The organism is Mycobacterium seoulense (assembly GCF_010731595.1).
Classification (GTDB): Bacteria; Actinomycetota; Actinomycetes; order Mycobacteriales; family Mycobacteriaceae; genus Mycobacterium; species Mycobacterium seoulense.
Genome location: NZ_AP022582.1, coordinates 5444700 through 5459478, shown reverse-complemented (window position 1 = coordinate 5459478; position 14779 = coordinate 5444700). Strand labels below are relative to the sequence as shown.

Genomic DNA, 14779 nt, shown 5'->3' with positions numbered 1-14779 from the left:
CGCCGCGACGACAGGGAGGTCCGGGCACATGGCGGGGTACGCGCTCTTGGCAAAGGCGGCATCGACGGTGGTCACCGGCCTCGTCGGCGTGACGGCCTACGAGGTGGTGCGCAAGGCCGTGGCCAAGGCGCCGCTGCACGAGACCGCGGTGTCGGCCGCCGAGCTGGGGCTGCGCGGGACGCGCAGGGCCGAGGAGGCCGCCGAGTCGGCCCGGCTGAAGATCGCCGATGTCATGGCCGAGGCCCGCGAACGCATCGGCGAGGAGGCCCCGACGCCGTCGGTCACCGACGCCCACCAGCACGAGCACTGATCGGGCGGGCATGTCCGTCGGCACGGCCGCGCTCCCCGACATCACGACGAATAACCCTGCGCTGCAAATTGTTTCCGACGCGGCGGGGCGCATGCGGGTGTCCGTCGAATGGGTCCGGTGCGACTCGCGGCGCGCGGTGGCGGTCGAGGAGGCCGTCGCCCAGTGCGACGGCGTGCGCGTGGTGCACGCCTACCCGCGCACCGGATCCGTCGTCGTCTGGTATTCACCGCGGCGCTGCGCCCGCTCCGAAGTGCTGGCGGCGATCGGCTCGGCCGCGCACGTCGCCGCCGAGCTGATCCCGGCGCGGGCGCCGCATTCGTCGGAGATCCGCAACACCGACGTCTTGCGGATGGTCGTCGGCGGGGCGGCGCTGGCCCTGCTCGGCGTGCGCCGCTACGTGTTCGCCCGGCCGCCGCTGCTCGGCCCGAACGGCCGGGCGCTGGCCACCGGCGTCACCGTCTTCACCGGCTACCCGTTCCTGCGCGGCGCGCTGCGCTCACTGCGCTCCGGCCGGGCCGGCACCGATGCCCTGGTGTCGGCGGCGACGGTGGCGAGCCTGGTGCTGCGCGAGAACGTGGTGGCGCTCACCGTGCTCTGGCTGCTCAACATCGGCGAGTACCTGCAAGACCTCACGCTGCGCCGGACCCGGCGGGCCATCTCCGAACTGCTGCGCGGCAGCCAGGACACGGCGTGGATCCGGCTGACCGACGGGGCGGAAGTCCAGGTGCCCATCGACGGCGTGCAGATCGGCGACGAGGTGGTCATTCACGACCACGTCGCGATCCCGGTGGACGGCGAGGTGGTCGACGGCGAGGCGATCGTCAACCAGTCCGCGATCACCGGCGAGAACCTACCGGTCAGCGTCATGGTCGGCGCGCACGTGCACGCCGGGTCGGTCGCGGTGCGCGGACGGCTGGTGGTGCGCGCGCAGGCCGTCGGGAACCAGACCGCGATCGGGCGCATCATCAGCCGGGTCGAGGAGGCCCAACACGACCGGGCGCCCATCCAGACCGTCGGCGAAAACTTCTCCCGCCGTTTCGTTCCCACCTCGTTCGTCGTCTCGGCCCTCACCCTGGCGGTCACCGGCGACGTGCGCCGCGCGATGACCATGCTGTTGATCGCCTGCCCCTGCGCGGTGGGCCTGTCCACCCCGACCGCGATCAGCGCCGCGATCGGCAACGGCGCGCGCCGCGGCATCCTGATCAAGGGCGGCTCCCACCTCGAACAGGCCGGCCGCGTGGACGCGATCGTGTTCGACAAAACCGGGACGCTGACCGTCGGCCGCCCGGTGGTCACCAATATCATTGCCCTGCATAAGGACTGGGAGCCCGAGCAGGTGCTGGCGTACGCGGCCAGCTCGGAGATCCACTCCCGCCACCCCCTCGCCGAGGCGGTGATCCGCTCGACGGAAGAGCGCCACATCACCATCCCGCCGCACGAGGAGTGCGAGGTGCTGGTGGGCCTGGGCATGCGGACCTGGGCCGACGGCCGCACCCTGCTGCTCGGCAGCCCCGGGTTGCTGCGCGCCGAAAAGGTGCGGGTGTCCAAGAAGGCGTCGGAGTGGGTGGACAGGCTCCGGCGGCAGGCCGAGACCCCGCTGTTGCTCGCGGTCGACGGCAACCTGGTGGGGCTGATCAGCCTGCGCGACGAGGTGCGGCCCGAGGCGGTCAAGGTGCTGAAGACGTTGCGGGACAACGGCATCCGCCGGATCGTCATGCTCACCGGTGACCACCCCGACATCGCCGAGGTCGTCGCCGACGAGCTGGGCATCGACGAATGGCGCGCCGAGGTGATGCCCGAGGACAAGCTCGAGGTGGTGCGCGGGCTGCAGAACGACGGCTACGTGGTCGGCATGGTCGGCGACGGCATCAACGACGCGCCGGCGCTGGCCGCCGCCGACATCGGGATCGCCATGGGCCTGGCCGGGACCGACGTCGCCGTCGAGACCGCCGACGTGGCGCTGGCCAACGACGACCTGCACCGCCTGCTCGACGTGCGGGACCTCGGCGCCCGGGCCGTCGACGTCATCCGGGAGAACTACGGCATGTCCATCGCGGTCAACGCCGCCGGGCTGATCATCGGCGCCGGCGGGGCGCTGTCCCCCGTGCTGGCCGCCATCCTGCACAACGCGTCGTCAGTTGCCGTGGTGGCCAACAGTTCCCGGCTGATCCGCTACCGGCTGGACTGACCCGCCCCCGGCCAGCACCCGCTTGAGCACCTTGCCGCCCGCATTGCGGGGCAGTGCGTCGACGAAGCACACATCGCGGGGAACCTTGAAGCGCGCCAGCCGGTTCCGCACGTACTCCTTGACGGCGTCCTCGGTCAGCGCCCCGCCCGGCCGGACCACGACGTAGGCGCGCAACCGCTGGCCGAACTGCTCGTCGTCCACGCCGACGACCGCGGCTTCGAGGATGTCGGGATGATGAGCGAGGGCGTCTTCGACCTCGCCGGGGTACACGTTCTCCCCGCCGGAGACGATCATCTCGTCGTCGCGTCCGTCGATGAAAAGCCTTCCGCCGGAATCGAAATGGCCGACGTCACCGGTCGACATCAGGCCCCCGATCGACTCCTTGGTGCCGCCGCCGGTGTAGCCCTCGAAGGCCAGCACGTTACCGACGAAGATCCGGCCCGGCGTGCCCGGCGGAACCTCCCGGCCGCCGTCGCCGAGGATCTTGACGACCGATCCGGGCACCACCGCCCCTACGCATCCGGGCGCGGCGGCCAGGTCGGCGGGCGTGGCGATGGTGGCGTAGGCAACCTCGGTGGACCCGTACATGTTGTAGACCACGGGGCCGAGCGCCGCGAGCGCCCGGGTGGCCAGTGCGGCACCGAGCTGGGAGCCGCCGACGAAGACGATGCGCAAGGAGGACAGGTCGTGCTCGGCCAGGGCCGCCGGCCCCAGATCGAGGATGCGCCGCAACATGATCGGCACGACGACCATGGCGCTGGCCCGGTGCGCGGCCACGCCGGCCAGCGCTTGGCGGGCGTCGAACTGGCGGCGCAGCACCAGGGTCGAGCCCAGCACCATCGCGTACATCGCGTGGCTGAAGCCCATCGAATGGAACAGCGGCACACAGCATTCGGTGACTTCCCGGCCGCGGAACGGTGCCTTGCCGAGCAGTCCGCCGACCGGGATCAGCGAACTGGGTTCGGAACGCGCGGCGCCCTTGGGCGTACCCGTGGTCCCGCTGGTCGCGATGACGATCTTGGGCCGCCCACCCGACGGGGGCGGCGGACCGGGGTCGCCGCGTTCGATCAGCGCGTCGAGGCTGTCGGGGGCGGGGGTTTGGGTCCAGGCCCGGATCCGGCCCAGCCTCGGCCGGACGTCGGCGACGACGGCGTCGTACTCCTCGTCGTACACCAGCAGGTCGGCGCGTTCCCGGGACAGCATCTCGGCCAGCTGCGCTGCGCCGAACCCGGTGTTGAGGAGCAGGACACCGGCGCCGCACTTGGCGGCGGCGTACACGGATTCCAGGAAGCCCCGGTGATTGCCCACCAGGATCGCCACGCCGGCCCCCGGTCCGAGGCCGCGCCGCCGCCACTCGTTGGCCAACGCGTTGGTCCGCTCGTCCAGCTCGCCGAACGTCAGGGGCCCACGCTCGTCGATCAGCGCCACCCCGTCGCGGTCTCGTCCGGCCGCGATGGCCGTCGCCGCCCCGAGCAGGCCGTAGCGCTCCAGGGCGCGCAGCACCGAAGGGAGTCGTCCGGGCGCGATCCACCGCAGGCCCCCGGACCGGGCATAGAGCAGGAGCGACCGGGCTTCCAGACCCGCGCGCCGGACGATTTGCACACGTCGATGCTGCCGCCCGGCCCGGCGCGGGGGTAAGGGCGCAACGCCACTACCGGGTGGGGCCTTAGGTCACCATCGTTATTCTGGCTAACGACTAGACGGAAGGGGCAGTGCCGATGACGCGTACCGAGAACGACGCCTGGGACCTGGCCACCAGTGTGGGGGCCACCGCCACCATGGTGGCGGCCGGACGGGCCCGGGCCACCCGCGACGGACTCATCGACGACCCGTTCGCCGAGCCGCTGGTACGCGCCGTCGGCGTCGACTTCATGACCCGGTGGGCCGCCGGTGAATTGAGCTCCGCCGACGTCGACGAGCCGGGCGCCCCGTGGGGCATGCAGCGCATGACCGACATGCTGGCCGCCCGCACGCGCTACATCGACGCGTTCTTCGCCGAGGCCGGCGCCCAACAGGACCCGGCCATCCGCCAGGTCGTCATCCTGGCCTCCGGCCTGGACGCACGCGCCTACCGGCTGCCGTGGGCGGCGGGCACCACGGTCTTCGAGATCGACCAGCCGCAGGTCATCGAATTCAAGACCGCCACCATCGCCGACCTCGGCGCAAAGCCCACCGCCGAGGTCCGGGCCATCCCGATCGACCTGCGCCACGACTGGCCGTCGGCGCTGCGCCGTGCCGGGTTCGACACCGGACGGCCCGCCGCCTGGGCGGCCGAGGGACTGCTCGGCTTCCTGCCGCCCGAGGCGCAGGACCGGCTGCTCGACGACATCACCGCGCTCAGCGCCGACGGCAGCCGGCTGGTGGCCGAGGTCTTCGTCAACTCCGGGACCAGTGGGGACGCCCTGAACGCCGCCAGCCAGAAGTGGCGGGACAACGGCCTGGACATCGCGCTGGGCGACCTGGGCTTCCCCGGCGAGCGCAACGACGCGGCGGCCCACCTGGAGCGGCGCGGCTGGCGCGCGGTTCGAACCCCCCTGAATCAGCTGTTGGCCGACAACGGGTTACCTTTGCAGCGCACCGACCCCGGTGCGCCGTTCGCCGAGAACTACTACTGCACGGCCATTTTGCCCAAGGCACAGCGCGCGGCCCGTTGACGGAAGGCCACCCATGGCAAACAGCACCCCCGCCAAGCCCCTGGACGGATTCCGGGTACTCGATTTCACCCAGAACATCGCCGGGCCGCTGGCCGGGCAGGTGCTGGCCGACCTGGGTGCCGAGGTGATCAAGGTCGAGGCGCCCCACGGCGAGGCGGCCCGGCACATCACCGCGGTGCTGCCCGGGCGCCCGCCGCTGCCCACGCTGTTTCTGCCGCACAACCGGGGCAAGAAATCGGTGGCGGTCGACCTCACCGACGACGAGGCCAAGCAGCAGATCCTGCGGCTGGTCGACACCGCCGACGTCGTGCTGGAGGGGTTTCGCCCCGGCGTGATGGAACGCATGGGCCTGGGCCCCGACGACCTGCGCGCCCGCAACCCCAGGCTGATCTACGCGCGGCTGTCGGCCTACGGCGGCAACGGCCCGCACGGCAGCCGGCCCGGCGTCGACCTGATGGTCGCGGCCGAGTCGGGCATGACCACCGGCATGCCGACGCCGACCGGCAAGCCGCAGATCATCCCCTTCCAGCTCGTCGACGCCGCGAGCGGCCACGTGCTGGCCCAGGCGGTGCTGGCCGCGCTGCTCAACCGCGAGCGCCACGGCGTGGCCGACGTGGTGCGGGTCGCCATGTACGACGTCGCGGTCAACCTGCAGGCCAGCCAGCTCACGATCCACCTGAACAAGCCGACGGAGGCGGCCACGCCGAAACCCGATGCCGCGCCGAAACCCAAGAAGCGCAAGGGTGTTGGCTTCGCGACCCAACCGTCGGACGCGTTCCGGGCCGCCGACGGGTACCTGGTGATCAGCGCGTATGTGCCCAAGCACTGGGCCAAGCTGTGCCAGATCATCGGCCGGCCGGACCTGCTGACCGACGAGCGGTTCATCGACCAGCGTTCGCGCGCAATGAATTACCCCGAGCTGACCGAGGAGCTCGAGTCGGCGCTGGCGGCCAAGACCGCGGCCGAATGGGTGGAGCTGCTCCAAGAAGGCGGCCTGATGGCCTGCCTGGCCTACACCTGGAAGCAGGTGGTCGACACCCCGCTGTTCGCGGAGAACGAGCTGGCCCTGCGGGTGGGCGGCCCCGAGGACCCGATCACCGTGGTCCGCATGCCCGCGCGCTACGCGAGCTTCGACGCGGTGGCCACCGAACCACCGCCCGCGCCGGGGCAGCACAACGACGAGTTCCTGAGCGCGCCGCAGACGGCGGGCTAGCCGTACACCGTCACAGGCTCGGCAGGCGCACCACCTGGACGAAGAACTCGTCGATCTGCCGGACCGCCTTCATGAACTGGTCCAGGTCGACCGGCTTGGTCACATAGGCGTTGGCGTGCAGCTTGTAGCTGCGCAGGATGTCCTCCTCCGCCGAGGAGGTGGTCAGCACGACGACCGGGATGCGGGCCAGGTCCGGGTCGGACTTGATCTTCTCCAGCAGCTGGCGGCCGTCGTACTTCGGCAGGTTGAGGTCCAGCAGGATCAGGTCGGGCCGCGGCGCGTCGGAGAACTGGCCGCGCCGATAAAGGTAGTCGAGGCCCTCCTCCCCGTCGTGCGCGACGTGCAGCCGGTTCTGAAGTTTGTTGTGCTCGAACGCTTCCCGCGTGATGAGCTCGTCTCCCGGGTCGTCTTCGACGAGCAGGATGTCGATGGCTCTACCGGCCGATGTCATTCATGCGCTCCTTCCAAAGCGGCTGGGCGTGACGCGTCCGCGTCCGGGTCGGGCTCGGGCCCGGCCATGGGCAGGGTGAACTCGAACCGCGTTCCCTCGGTGCGGGACGTGTCGATCCGAATGGTGCCGCCATGGTGTTCGACGATCTTCTTGACCAGCGCGAGGCCGACGCCGGTCCCGGCGTACACCTCGCGGCCGTGCAGGCGCTGGAAGATGACGAAGACCTTGTCGGCGAATTCCGCCGGGATGCCGATGCCGTTGTCCGACAAGGTGATCAGCCATTCGCCGCTTTGATTGCCGGTGCCCGGCGCGCACTCGACGACGACGCGGGGCCGGCGATCCTTGTGCCGGAACTTCACCGCGTTGCCGATGAGGTTCTGCCACAGCATCGTCAGCAGCATCGGATCGCCCTTGATATGCGGCAGGGCGTCGGGGCGCACGATCTCGGCCTCCGACTCCTCGATCGCGAGGGCCAGGTTGGCCAGCGCCGAATCCAGCGTCGCGTCGATGTTCACGTCGGTTTCCGTGGTGCCCAGCCGGCCGACGCGCGAGAAGGTAAGCAGGTCGTTGATCAGCGCCTGCATCCGCTTGGCCCCGTCGACCGCGAACCCGATGTATTCGATGCCGCGCTCGTCGAGCTTGTCGCCGTAGCGACGCTCCAGCAGCTGACAGAAGGAGGCGACCTTGCGCAGCGGCTCCTGCAGGTCGTGCGACGCGACGTAGGCGAACTGCTCGAGTTCGGCGTTGGACCGGCGCAATTCGGCCGCCTGCTCGTCCAGTTGCGCCTGGGCCGAACGCGACACCTCGAGCTCCTCGACCATCCGTTTGCGCATGTTCTCCACGTCGATCGCCATGTCGCGAACGTCCTTGGGCCGCCTCGGCGGTGTGATGCTCTGGTCGAAGCTGCCCTGGGTGATCCGGCGGCACGCCGCGGCCAGCGCCGCGAGCGGACGGGCGACCGTGTCCCGGACCAGGAAGCCCAGCAGCCCGGCGGTGACGAAGAACAGCAACACCATGGCGCCGAGCACCCGGTTGCGCCAGGCGTCGGTGTGTTTGAGTTCGTCGGCGGCGGTCGTCCGGGCCGCGGACAGGTTCGCGTTCTGCCGATCGAAAAGCGTTCGCAGATGGTCGAACTCGTTCTTTCCGCGCTCCGCCGACGGTTTGCTTGTGACGTTCTTGCCGTTGGGCATCACCGTGGCGATGACCGGTTCGGCGTAGCTCGCCCGCCAGTCGGCCGCGGCGTCCTCGATCGCCACCAGGTCGACGACGAGGTCGGGACGCTGGCTCAGGCGGCGCCGGATCTCTTCCGCCGCCACCTGTTCGGCGTGCTGCCCGTCGTAGTACGGCGTGAGGAATTGCCGGTCCCCGGCGATCAGGTAGCCACGGATTCCGGTCTCCTGGTCGCGCAACGCGGCCTGCATCTGGAAGGCCGCCACGCGCGCCGGCTGGATGTTGTCGACGAGCTGTCGCGTCATCTCGTCCGTGCGGTTCAGCAGCGCCGCGCCGATCAACGCACCGGCCAGCACCATCACGCCCATGCTGACCAGGATGAGGGCCTGCCATCCGCGCACGGTGAGCTGCGACAGCCGCAGGCGGCGCAACCCGGGGGTCACCTCGTGGTCCTTTCGACCCGCAGCACGGCGATGTCGTCGGTCAGCCCGCCTTGGGGCTGAGCGAGTCGCTGGGCCCCGTCGATGAGCGCGTCGACGAACTCCGGCCCCGGCCGGTTCGCGTGCGAGCGGGCCAGCTCGAGCAGGCCCTCCTCGCCGAGGCGGCGGGCGCCCTGCCCCGCATATCCCTCGAACAGCCCGTCGGTCAGCAGCAGCAGGCCGTGCCCCGCCGGCAGATCCATCTCGTGCAGCGGCCAGTCGTCGGCGCGCAGGCCCAGCGCCGGCCCCCCCGGCGGCTCCACCCATTCCACGGTGCCGTCACGCTGTAACAGCATCCCGGGATGGCCGGCCCGGATGGCTCTGATGCGCGGGCTGTCGGGCGGGATCTCCAGACTGAGCACGGTCGCGAAAACCCCTGTGCCCGTTCGTTCGGAGTGCAGCACCCGCTCGAGCTGCCGCATCAGTTCCACCCCGTGCACGCCGGCGAAGGTGAGCGCGCGAAAGGCGATCCGCAGCGCCGCGCCCAGGGCGGCCTCGTGCGGCCCGTGCCCGGCGACGTCGCCGATCAGGACGTGGACGACCCGGTCGGGCGTCTGCACCACGTCGTAGAAGTCCCCGCACAGCAGCGCGTCCTCGCGGCTCGGCCGGTACCGGGCGACGATGTCGACGCCCGGGTTGTCCAGCAGCAGCGGGGAGGGCAGCAGCCCGCGCTCCAGCAGCGCATTCTCGCGGGCCCGCAGCCGGGTCGCGTGCAGGTCGGCGGCGATCAGCTCGGCGCGCTTGCGCTCGATCGCGTACAGCAGCGCGCGCCGCAGCATCTCGGGCTCGACGCGGCCCTTGACCAGGTAGTCCTGGGCGCCGGCCGCGACCGCGGAGGCCCCGAAGAACTCGTCGTTCAAGCCGGTCAGCACAACGATCGGAACGGTGGCATCGCGCTTGGCGATGCGATCCAGCGCGTCCATGCCGCTGGCGTCGGGCAGGTGCAGGTCCAGCAGCACGCAGTCGGGCCGGGCGGAGGCCAGCTCGCGCTCGGCGTGGGCCATCGACTGCGCCCACACCACCCGGATGTCGGCGACCGCGTCGGCGATCAGGTCTTCCACCAGGACCGCATCGGCGCGGTCGTCCTCGACCAACAGCAACGACAACGACTGCCAATCCGCCGGGGTCGCTGCAGCGCGCACGGGCATCAATTCCCGGACATTCGAGGACGCGCAGAGGTAGCAACGCTGTTCACTTCAGACCCCCTGCCGCGGGCAAGACCCATCGCACGACTCTACGTCCGGCCTACCACCCCGAATGGTCAACCGTCGGAGATCCTATCGGTCAGCGCAGCAACGCCCGCGACATGACCACGCGCTGAATCTGATTGGTGCCCTCATAGATCTGGGTGATCTTGGCGTCGCGCATCATCCGCTCGACCGGGAAGTCGACGGTGTAGCCGGCGCCGCCGAAGAGCTGCACCGCGTCGGTGGTCACTTCCATCGCGACGTCGGAGGCCCAGCACTTGGACGCCGCGGAGATGAAGCCCAGGTTGGATTCGCCACGTTCGGCGCGCGCGGCCGCGTGGTAGACCATCAGCCGGGCGGACTCCAGCTTCATCGCCATGTCGGCGAGCATGAACTGCACACCCTGGTTGTCGCTGACCGGGCGGCCGAACTGCTTGCGGTCCTTGGTGTAGGCGATCGCGGCGTCCAGCGCGCCCTGGGCGATGCCCACCGCCTGGGCGCCGATCGTGGGCCGGGTGTGGTCCAGGGTCGCCAGCGCGGTCTTGAAACCGGTGCCGGGCTCGCCGATGATCCGGTCGCCCGGGATGCGGCAGTTCTCGAAGTACAGCTCGGTGGTCGGCGAGCCCTTGATGCCCAGCTTCTTCTCCTTGGGGCCGACGGTGAAACCCTCGTCGTCGGCGTGCACCATGAACGACGAGATGCCGTTGGCGCCCTTGTCCGGGTCGGTGACCGCCATGACCGTGTACCAGGACGACTTGCCGCCGTTGGTGATCCAGCACTTCGCGCCGTTGAGGATCCAGTCGTCACCGTCGGCCTTGGCGCGGGTGCGCATGGAGGCGGCGTCGCTGCCGGCTTCCCGTTCGGAGAGCGCATAGGAGGCCATCGCGGAGCCGTCGGCGATCGACGGCAGCACCTGCTTCTTGAGCTCGTCGGACCCGCGCAGGATCAGCCCCATCGTGCCCAGCTTGTTCACCGCGGGGATCAGCGACGCCGACGCGTCGACGCGGGCGACCTCCTCGATCACGATGCACGCCGCCACCGAATCGGCGCCCTGGCCGCCGTACTCCTCGGGCACGTGCACCGCGTTGAACCCCGAGGCGTTCAACGCCTCGAGCGCCTCGTCCGGGAACCGCGAATTCTCGTCCACATCGGCGGCGTGCGGGGCGATCTCCTTCTCCGCCAGCGCGCGGATCGCGGCCCGCAGTTCCTGGTGTTCCTCGGGCAACTGGAACAGATCGAACGTGGGGTCTCCGGCCCAACCAGCCATCTCGAGCCTCCTATAGCTACTCGTCGGTAACTTTACCCTGACGCTGTTGCAGCGCCTCGTCCTTGGCCCGCACGCTCTCGGCCAGCTGGGCTTGGAACTCGACGATCCGCGCGCGCAGCGCCGGGTCGGACGCCCCGAGCATGCGCACGGCGAGCAGGCCCGCGTTGCGGGCGCCGCCGATGGAGACGGTGGCCACCGGGACGCCCGCCGGCATCTGCACGATGGACAGCAACGAATCCAGGCCGTCGAGGCGCGCCAGCGGCACCGGCACCCCGATCACCGGCAGCGGCGTCGCGGACGCGACCATGCCGGGCAGGTGTGCGGCGCCGCCGGCGCCGGCGATGATCACCTCGATGCCACGCTCGGCCGCCCCGCGCGCGTAGTCGAACATGACCTGGGGCGTGCGGTGCGCCGAGACCACCCGGACCTCGGCCGGTATGTCGAATTCGGCCAGCGCCTCCGCGGCGTCAACCATCACCGACCAGTCGCTGTCGCTGCCCATGATCACCCCGACGCGAGGCGCCTGAGTACTAGTCATGCGGATCCCATCCGTCCGTCCACTGCCCGTTCGCCAACCAGTGTGCCGCCAGCCCGGCGCGCTCCCGCAGCGCGGCCACCCCCGCCATGTCGGTCCCCAGGAAGTTGATGTGCCCGACCTTGCGACCGGGGCGTTCCTCCTTGCCGTACAGGTGAACCCGGGCGTCGGGCATCCGCGCGAACAGGTGGTGCAGCCGCTCGTCGATCGTCATCGCCGGCCGCTGCGGGGCGCCGAGCACGTTGGCCATCACCGTCACCGGCGCGACGGCGTCGGTGTCGCCGAGCGGATAGTCCAGCACCGCGCGCAGATGCTGCTCGAACTGACCGGTGCGCGACCCGTCCATGGTCCAGTGCCCGGAGTTGTGCGGCCGCATCGCGAGCTCGTTGACCAGCAGGGCGCCGTCGGTGGTCTCGAAGAGCTCGACGGCGAGCACCCCGACCACGCCCAGGTCGGCGGCCAAGCGCAAGGCCAGCTGCTGGGCGGCCGCCGCCACGTCGTCGGGCAGCCCGGGCGCGGGCGCGATCACCTGCACGCAGATCCCGTCTCGCTGCACGGTCTCGACGACCGGCCACGCCGCGCCCTGGCCGAACGGGGACCGCGCCACCAGCGCCGACAGTTCGCGCCGCAGGTTCACCTGCTGCTCGGCCATCACCGGCACCTCGTCGGCCAGGAAAGTCGCCGCGATCTCACGGGCGTGCACCGGGTCGCGCGCCATCCGCACCCCGCGCCCGTCGTAACCGCCGCGGACCGCCTTCACGACGACGGGACCGGCGATGCGGTGCGCGAAGGCATCGAGCTCGTCGAGGCTGCGGATCTCCGCATAGCTGGGCACGGGAACGCCCAGCGCCTCCAGCCGCCGGCGCATGACCAGCTTGTCCTGGGCGTGCACCAGCGCCTGCGGCGGCGGCGCGACGTTGACGCCTTCGGCGACCAGCTTGTCCAGCAGCTCGGCCGGCACGTGCTCGTGGTCGAACGTCAGCACGTGGGCGCCGGCCGCGACCCGGCGCAGGTCTTCCAGGTCGGTATGCGAGCCGATCACGACGTCGGGGGTGACCTGCGCGGCCGACTCGTCGGCGGCGGTGGCCAGCACCCGCAGGGTCTGCCCGAGGGCGATCGCGGCCTGGTGGGTCATCCGGGCCAGTTGACCGCCGCCGACCATGGCGACCAACGGCGATACTGCGGGAACGGGCCCCGGCGGGCGTGTACTCGGCACGGCCATCATGGTGTCATGGCACCGGCGGCGTGTTGACCGGCGGTGACGCCGAATCGTTATGTACCATTTTGCGTCGATTTTGTGTGCGTCCGTACACTGACGACTTGTGCCCTTCGCCGAAGCCGCAATCGAGCGTCTGCCCGGGTTTATTCAGCCCTATTTGCTGCGCCACCACGAACTGATCAAATTCGCCATCGTCGGCGGAACGACGTTCGTGATCGACTCGGCGATTTTCTACACGCTGAAGCTGACAATTCTGGACTACAAGCCGGTCACCGCGAAGGTCATCGCCGGCATCGTCGCGGTGATCGCGTCCTACGTGTTGAACCGCGAATGGAGCTTCCGCGACCGCGGCGGCCGCGAACGCCACCACGAGGCGCTGCTGTTCTTCGCCTTCAGCGGCGTGGGGGTGCTGCTCTCCATGGCGCCGCTGTGGTTCTCCAGCTACGTCCTGCAGCTGCGGGAGCCCACGGTGTCGCTGACCGTGGAGAACATCGCGGACTTCATCTCGGCCTACGTCATCGGCAACCTGCTGCAGATGGCGTTCCGCTTCTGGGCGTTCCGGCGCTGGGTGTTCCCCGACGAGTTCGCGCGCAACCCCGACAAGGCGCTGGAGTCCGCGCTGACCGCCGGCGGCATCGCCGAGATGCTCGAGGACGAGATCGAGGGCGGCAACGTCACGCCGCTGCGGGCCTGGCGCAACCGGCGCGGCCGGTTGACTCAGCTGGGCGATTCCTCCGAGCCGAGGGTGTCGAAGACTTCGTGATACAGCAGCGCGTGCACATCGCGCAGCCGCGGAATGTCGTAGAACTCCAATGGATCTTGTGACGCCGATTCGATGATCAGCGTCCCCGTGCGAAACATCCGCTCGGTAATCCGGTCGCGGAATTCCACGCTGTTGATCCGCGCCAGCGGGATGTCTATTCCGGTGCGGGTCAGCACCCCGTGCCGAAACATCACCCGCCGGTTCGTCACGACGAAGTGTGTGGTCAGCCAGGTCAGGAACGGCCACAACGTCAGCCAGCCGACGATCACCAGCCAGACGCCCCAGATGACGCCGTAGATGACGTTCTTGGCCAGCTGGCCCCAATGCGTCGAGTTGAGGTAGCCGGAGCCGAACGACGCCAGCGCCGTCGCCAGCAGGAGGGCCACGACCGGCCAGATCAGCCGCTTCCAGTGCGGGTGGCGGTGGACGATCACCTGCTCGCCGGCGGCCAGGACGTTATCCGGATAGCTCACTCGCCCGAAGCTACCGCAAATGCACCACGTCACCGGCGGAAACGACGACGGTCTGTCCCCCGGTCTCGATGCACAGCCTGCCCTGGTCGTCGACGGCGCTCGCCAGGCCGACGACCTCCTTGCCGCCGGGCAGGTGGGCGCGCACCCGGTTGCCGATGGTCAGGCTGCGCGCCCGGTAGTCGGCCGCCAGCGCCCAGTCGGCCCCGCGCGCGGCGCGCCAGGCCACGATCCGCCGGCCGAGCTCGGACAGCAGGCCGCACACCAGCCGGGTGCGGTCGGGCGCCGGCACGCCCAGGTCGAGCAGCGAGGTGGCCCCCACGATGCCATCAGGGGCCTGGAATACGTTGAGCCCCAGGCCGATCACCACCACCGGCTTGGCCACCTCGGCGAGGATGCCCGCCAGCTTGCCCGGCGAATCCGGGGGACCCGCCAGCACGTCGTTGGGCCACTTGAGCCCCACCCGAACCCCCTCGAGCAGCGGGGCGACCGTGTCGACCACCGCCACCCCGGTGGCCAGGGGCAGCCACCCCCACCCCGCGGTCGGCACGTCGACGATGCTGACGCCGACCGACATCGTGATCTGGGCCCGCGGGGTGGCCGACCAGTCGCGGCCGTGCCGCCCGCGGCCGGCGGTCTGGTGCTCGGCGATCAGCACGGCGCCGGCCACGTCGGTCCCCGACGTCGCCTGCGCGAGCAGGTCTGCGTTGGTGGAGCCGGTCTGTTCGACGACGTCCAGCCGGCGCCAGCCCAGCCCGGTGCCGATCAGTTCGGCGCGCAGCGCGGCCGCGTCCAGCGGCGCCCGGAGCTCATCGGTGGCCATCACCACCCAGCCTAAAACTCCGTCGGGGCGGCGGCCGATACCATCGGATC

At 70.5% G+C, this 14779-nt stretch carries 14 protein-coding genes; 5 read left to right on the top strand and 9 right to left on the bottom strand.

Going from position 1 to position 14779, the window contains the following annotated elements; all coding sequences use genetic code 11:
* Positions 1-28: 28 nt before the first annotated feature.
* Together G6N37_RS25435 and ctpC are read left to right on the top strand one after the other, a co-directional pair.
* On the top strand, positions 29-310 hold the full coding sequence (locus tag G6N37_RS25435; RefSeq protein WP_163684262.1) for a DUF1490 family protein: 282 nt from the start codon (positions 29-31) through the stop codon (positions 308-310).
* A 10-nt stretch (positions 311-320) separates the two neighbouring features.
* Entirely contained in the window at positions 321-2498 is a 2178-nt protein-coding gene (ctpC, locus tag G6N37_RS25430; RefSeq protein ID WP_163684260.1) for a manganese-exporting P-type ATPase CtpC, read from the top strand.
* Here the strand turns inward: ctpC and G6N37_RS25425 are convergent.
* On the bottom strand, positions 2445-4100 hold the full coding sequence (locus G6N37_RS25425) for an AMP-binding protein (RefSeq protein ID WP_163684258.1): 1656 nt from the start codon (positions 4098-4100) through the stop codon (positions 2445-2447). The two genes, ctpC and G6N37_RS25425, sit on opposite strands and share 54 nt — an antisense overlap.
* A 116-nt stretch (positions 4101-4216) precedes the next feature.
* Here G6N37_RS25425 and G6N37_RS25420 point away from each other — a divergent pair, with 116 nt between their 5' ends.
* Both G6N37_RS25420 and G6N37_RS25415 read left to right on the top strand, forming a co-directional pair.
* The gene (locus G6N37_RS25420) at positions 4217-5152 is read left to right on the top strand and encodes a class I SAM-dependent methyltransferase (RefSeq protein ID WP_163684256.1); all 936 of its coding nucleotides are present in this window, start codon (positions 4217-4219) and stop codon (positions 5150-5152) included.
* A gap of 13 nt (positions 5153-5165) precedes the next feature.
* Complete coding sequence (locus tag G6N37_RS25415) at positions 5166-6365, top strand: CoA transferase (RefSeq protein WP_163684255.1); 1200 nt, start codon at positions 5166-5168, stop codon at positions 6363-6365.
* 10 nt (positions 6366-6375) lie between these two features.
* On the opposite strand, the gene G6N37_RS25410 is transcribed toward G6N37_RS25415, so the two are convergent.
* The 6 genes from G6N37_RS25410 to G6N37_RS25385 all read right to left on the bottom strand — a co-directional run bounded on the left by G6N37_RS25410 (position 6376) and on the right by G6N37_RS25385 (position 12679).
* On the bottom strand, positions 6376-6816 hold the full coding sequence (locus G6N37_RS25410) for a response regulator (protein ID WP_163684252.1): 441 nt from the start codon (positions 6814-6816) through the stop codon (positions 6376-6378).
* On the bottom strand, positions 6813-8354 hold the full coding sequence (locus tag G6N37_RS25405; RefSeq protein WP_163685498.1) for a sensor histidine kinase: 1542 nt from the start codon (positions 8352-8354) through the stop codon (positions 6813-6815). The genes G6N37_RS25410 and G6N37_RS25405 overlap by 4 nt, the downstream gene beginning before the upstream one ends.
* 71 nt (positions 8355-8425) lie before the next feature.
* A complete protein-coding gene (locus tag G6N37_RS25400) occupies positions 8426-9613 on the bottom strand; it encodes a PP2C family protein-serine/threonine phosphatase (protein ID WP_232075182.1) in 1188 nt (395 codons plus the stop codon).
* 136 nt (positions 9614-9749) lie between these two features.
* Positions 9750-10919, bottom strand: coding sequence for an acyl-CoA dehydrogenase (locus tag G6N37_RS25395; RefSeq protein WP_163684250.1), 1170 nt, complete (start codon positions 10917-10919; stop codon positions 9750-9752).
* A 16-nt stretch (positions 10920-10935) separates the two neighbouring features.
* Entirely contained in the window at positions 10936-11457 is a 522-nt protein-coding gene (purE, locus tag G6N37_RS25390; protein ID WP_163684248.1) for a 5-(carboxyamino)imidazole ribonucleotide mutase, read from the bottom strand.
* On the bottom strand, positions 11450-12679 hold the full coding sequence (locus tag G6N37_RS25385; RefSeq protein ID WP_179961868.1) for a 5-(carboxyamino)imidazole ribonucleotide synthase: 1230 nt from the start codon (positions 12677-12679) through the stop codon (positions 11450-11452). The genes purE and G6N37_RS25385 overlap by 8 nt, the downstream gene beginning before the upstream one ends.
* 97 nt (positions 12680-12776) lie before the next feature.
* On the opposite strand from G6N37_RS25385, the gene G6N37_RS25380 reads away from it, so the two are divergent.
* Entirely contained in the window at positions 12777-13436 is a 660-nt protein-coding gene (locus G6N37_RS25380; protein WP_163684244.1) for a GtrA family protein, read from the top strand.
* Here the strand turns inward: G6N37_RS25380 and G6N37_RS25375 are convergent.
* A complete protein-coding gene (locus G6N37_RS25375) occupies positions 13391-13909 on the bottom strand; it encodes a PH domain-containing protein (RefSeq protein WP_163684242.1) in 519 nt (172 codons plus the stop codon). The genes G6N37_RS25380 and G6N37_RS25375 overlap by 46 nt on opposite strands.
* Positions 13910-13919: 10 nt before the next feature.
* Positions 13920-14732 carry a biotin--[acetyl-CoA-carboxylase] ligase gene (locus G6N37_RS25370; protein ID WP_163685495.1) on the bottom strand — a complete coding sequence of 271 codons (813 nt, stop codon included), beginning with the start codon at positions 14730-14732 and terminating at the stop codon, positions 13920-13922.
* Between the last annotated feature and the right edge of the window lie 47 nt (positions 14733-14779).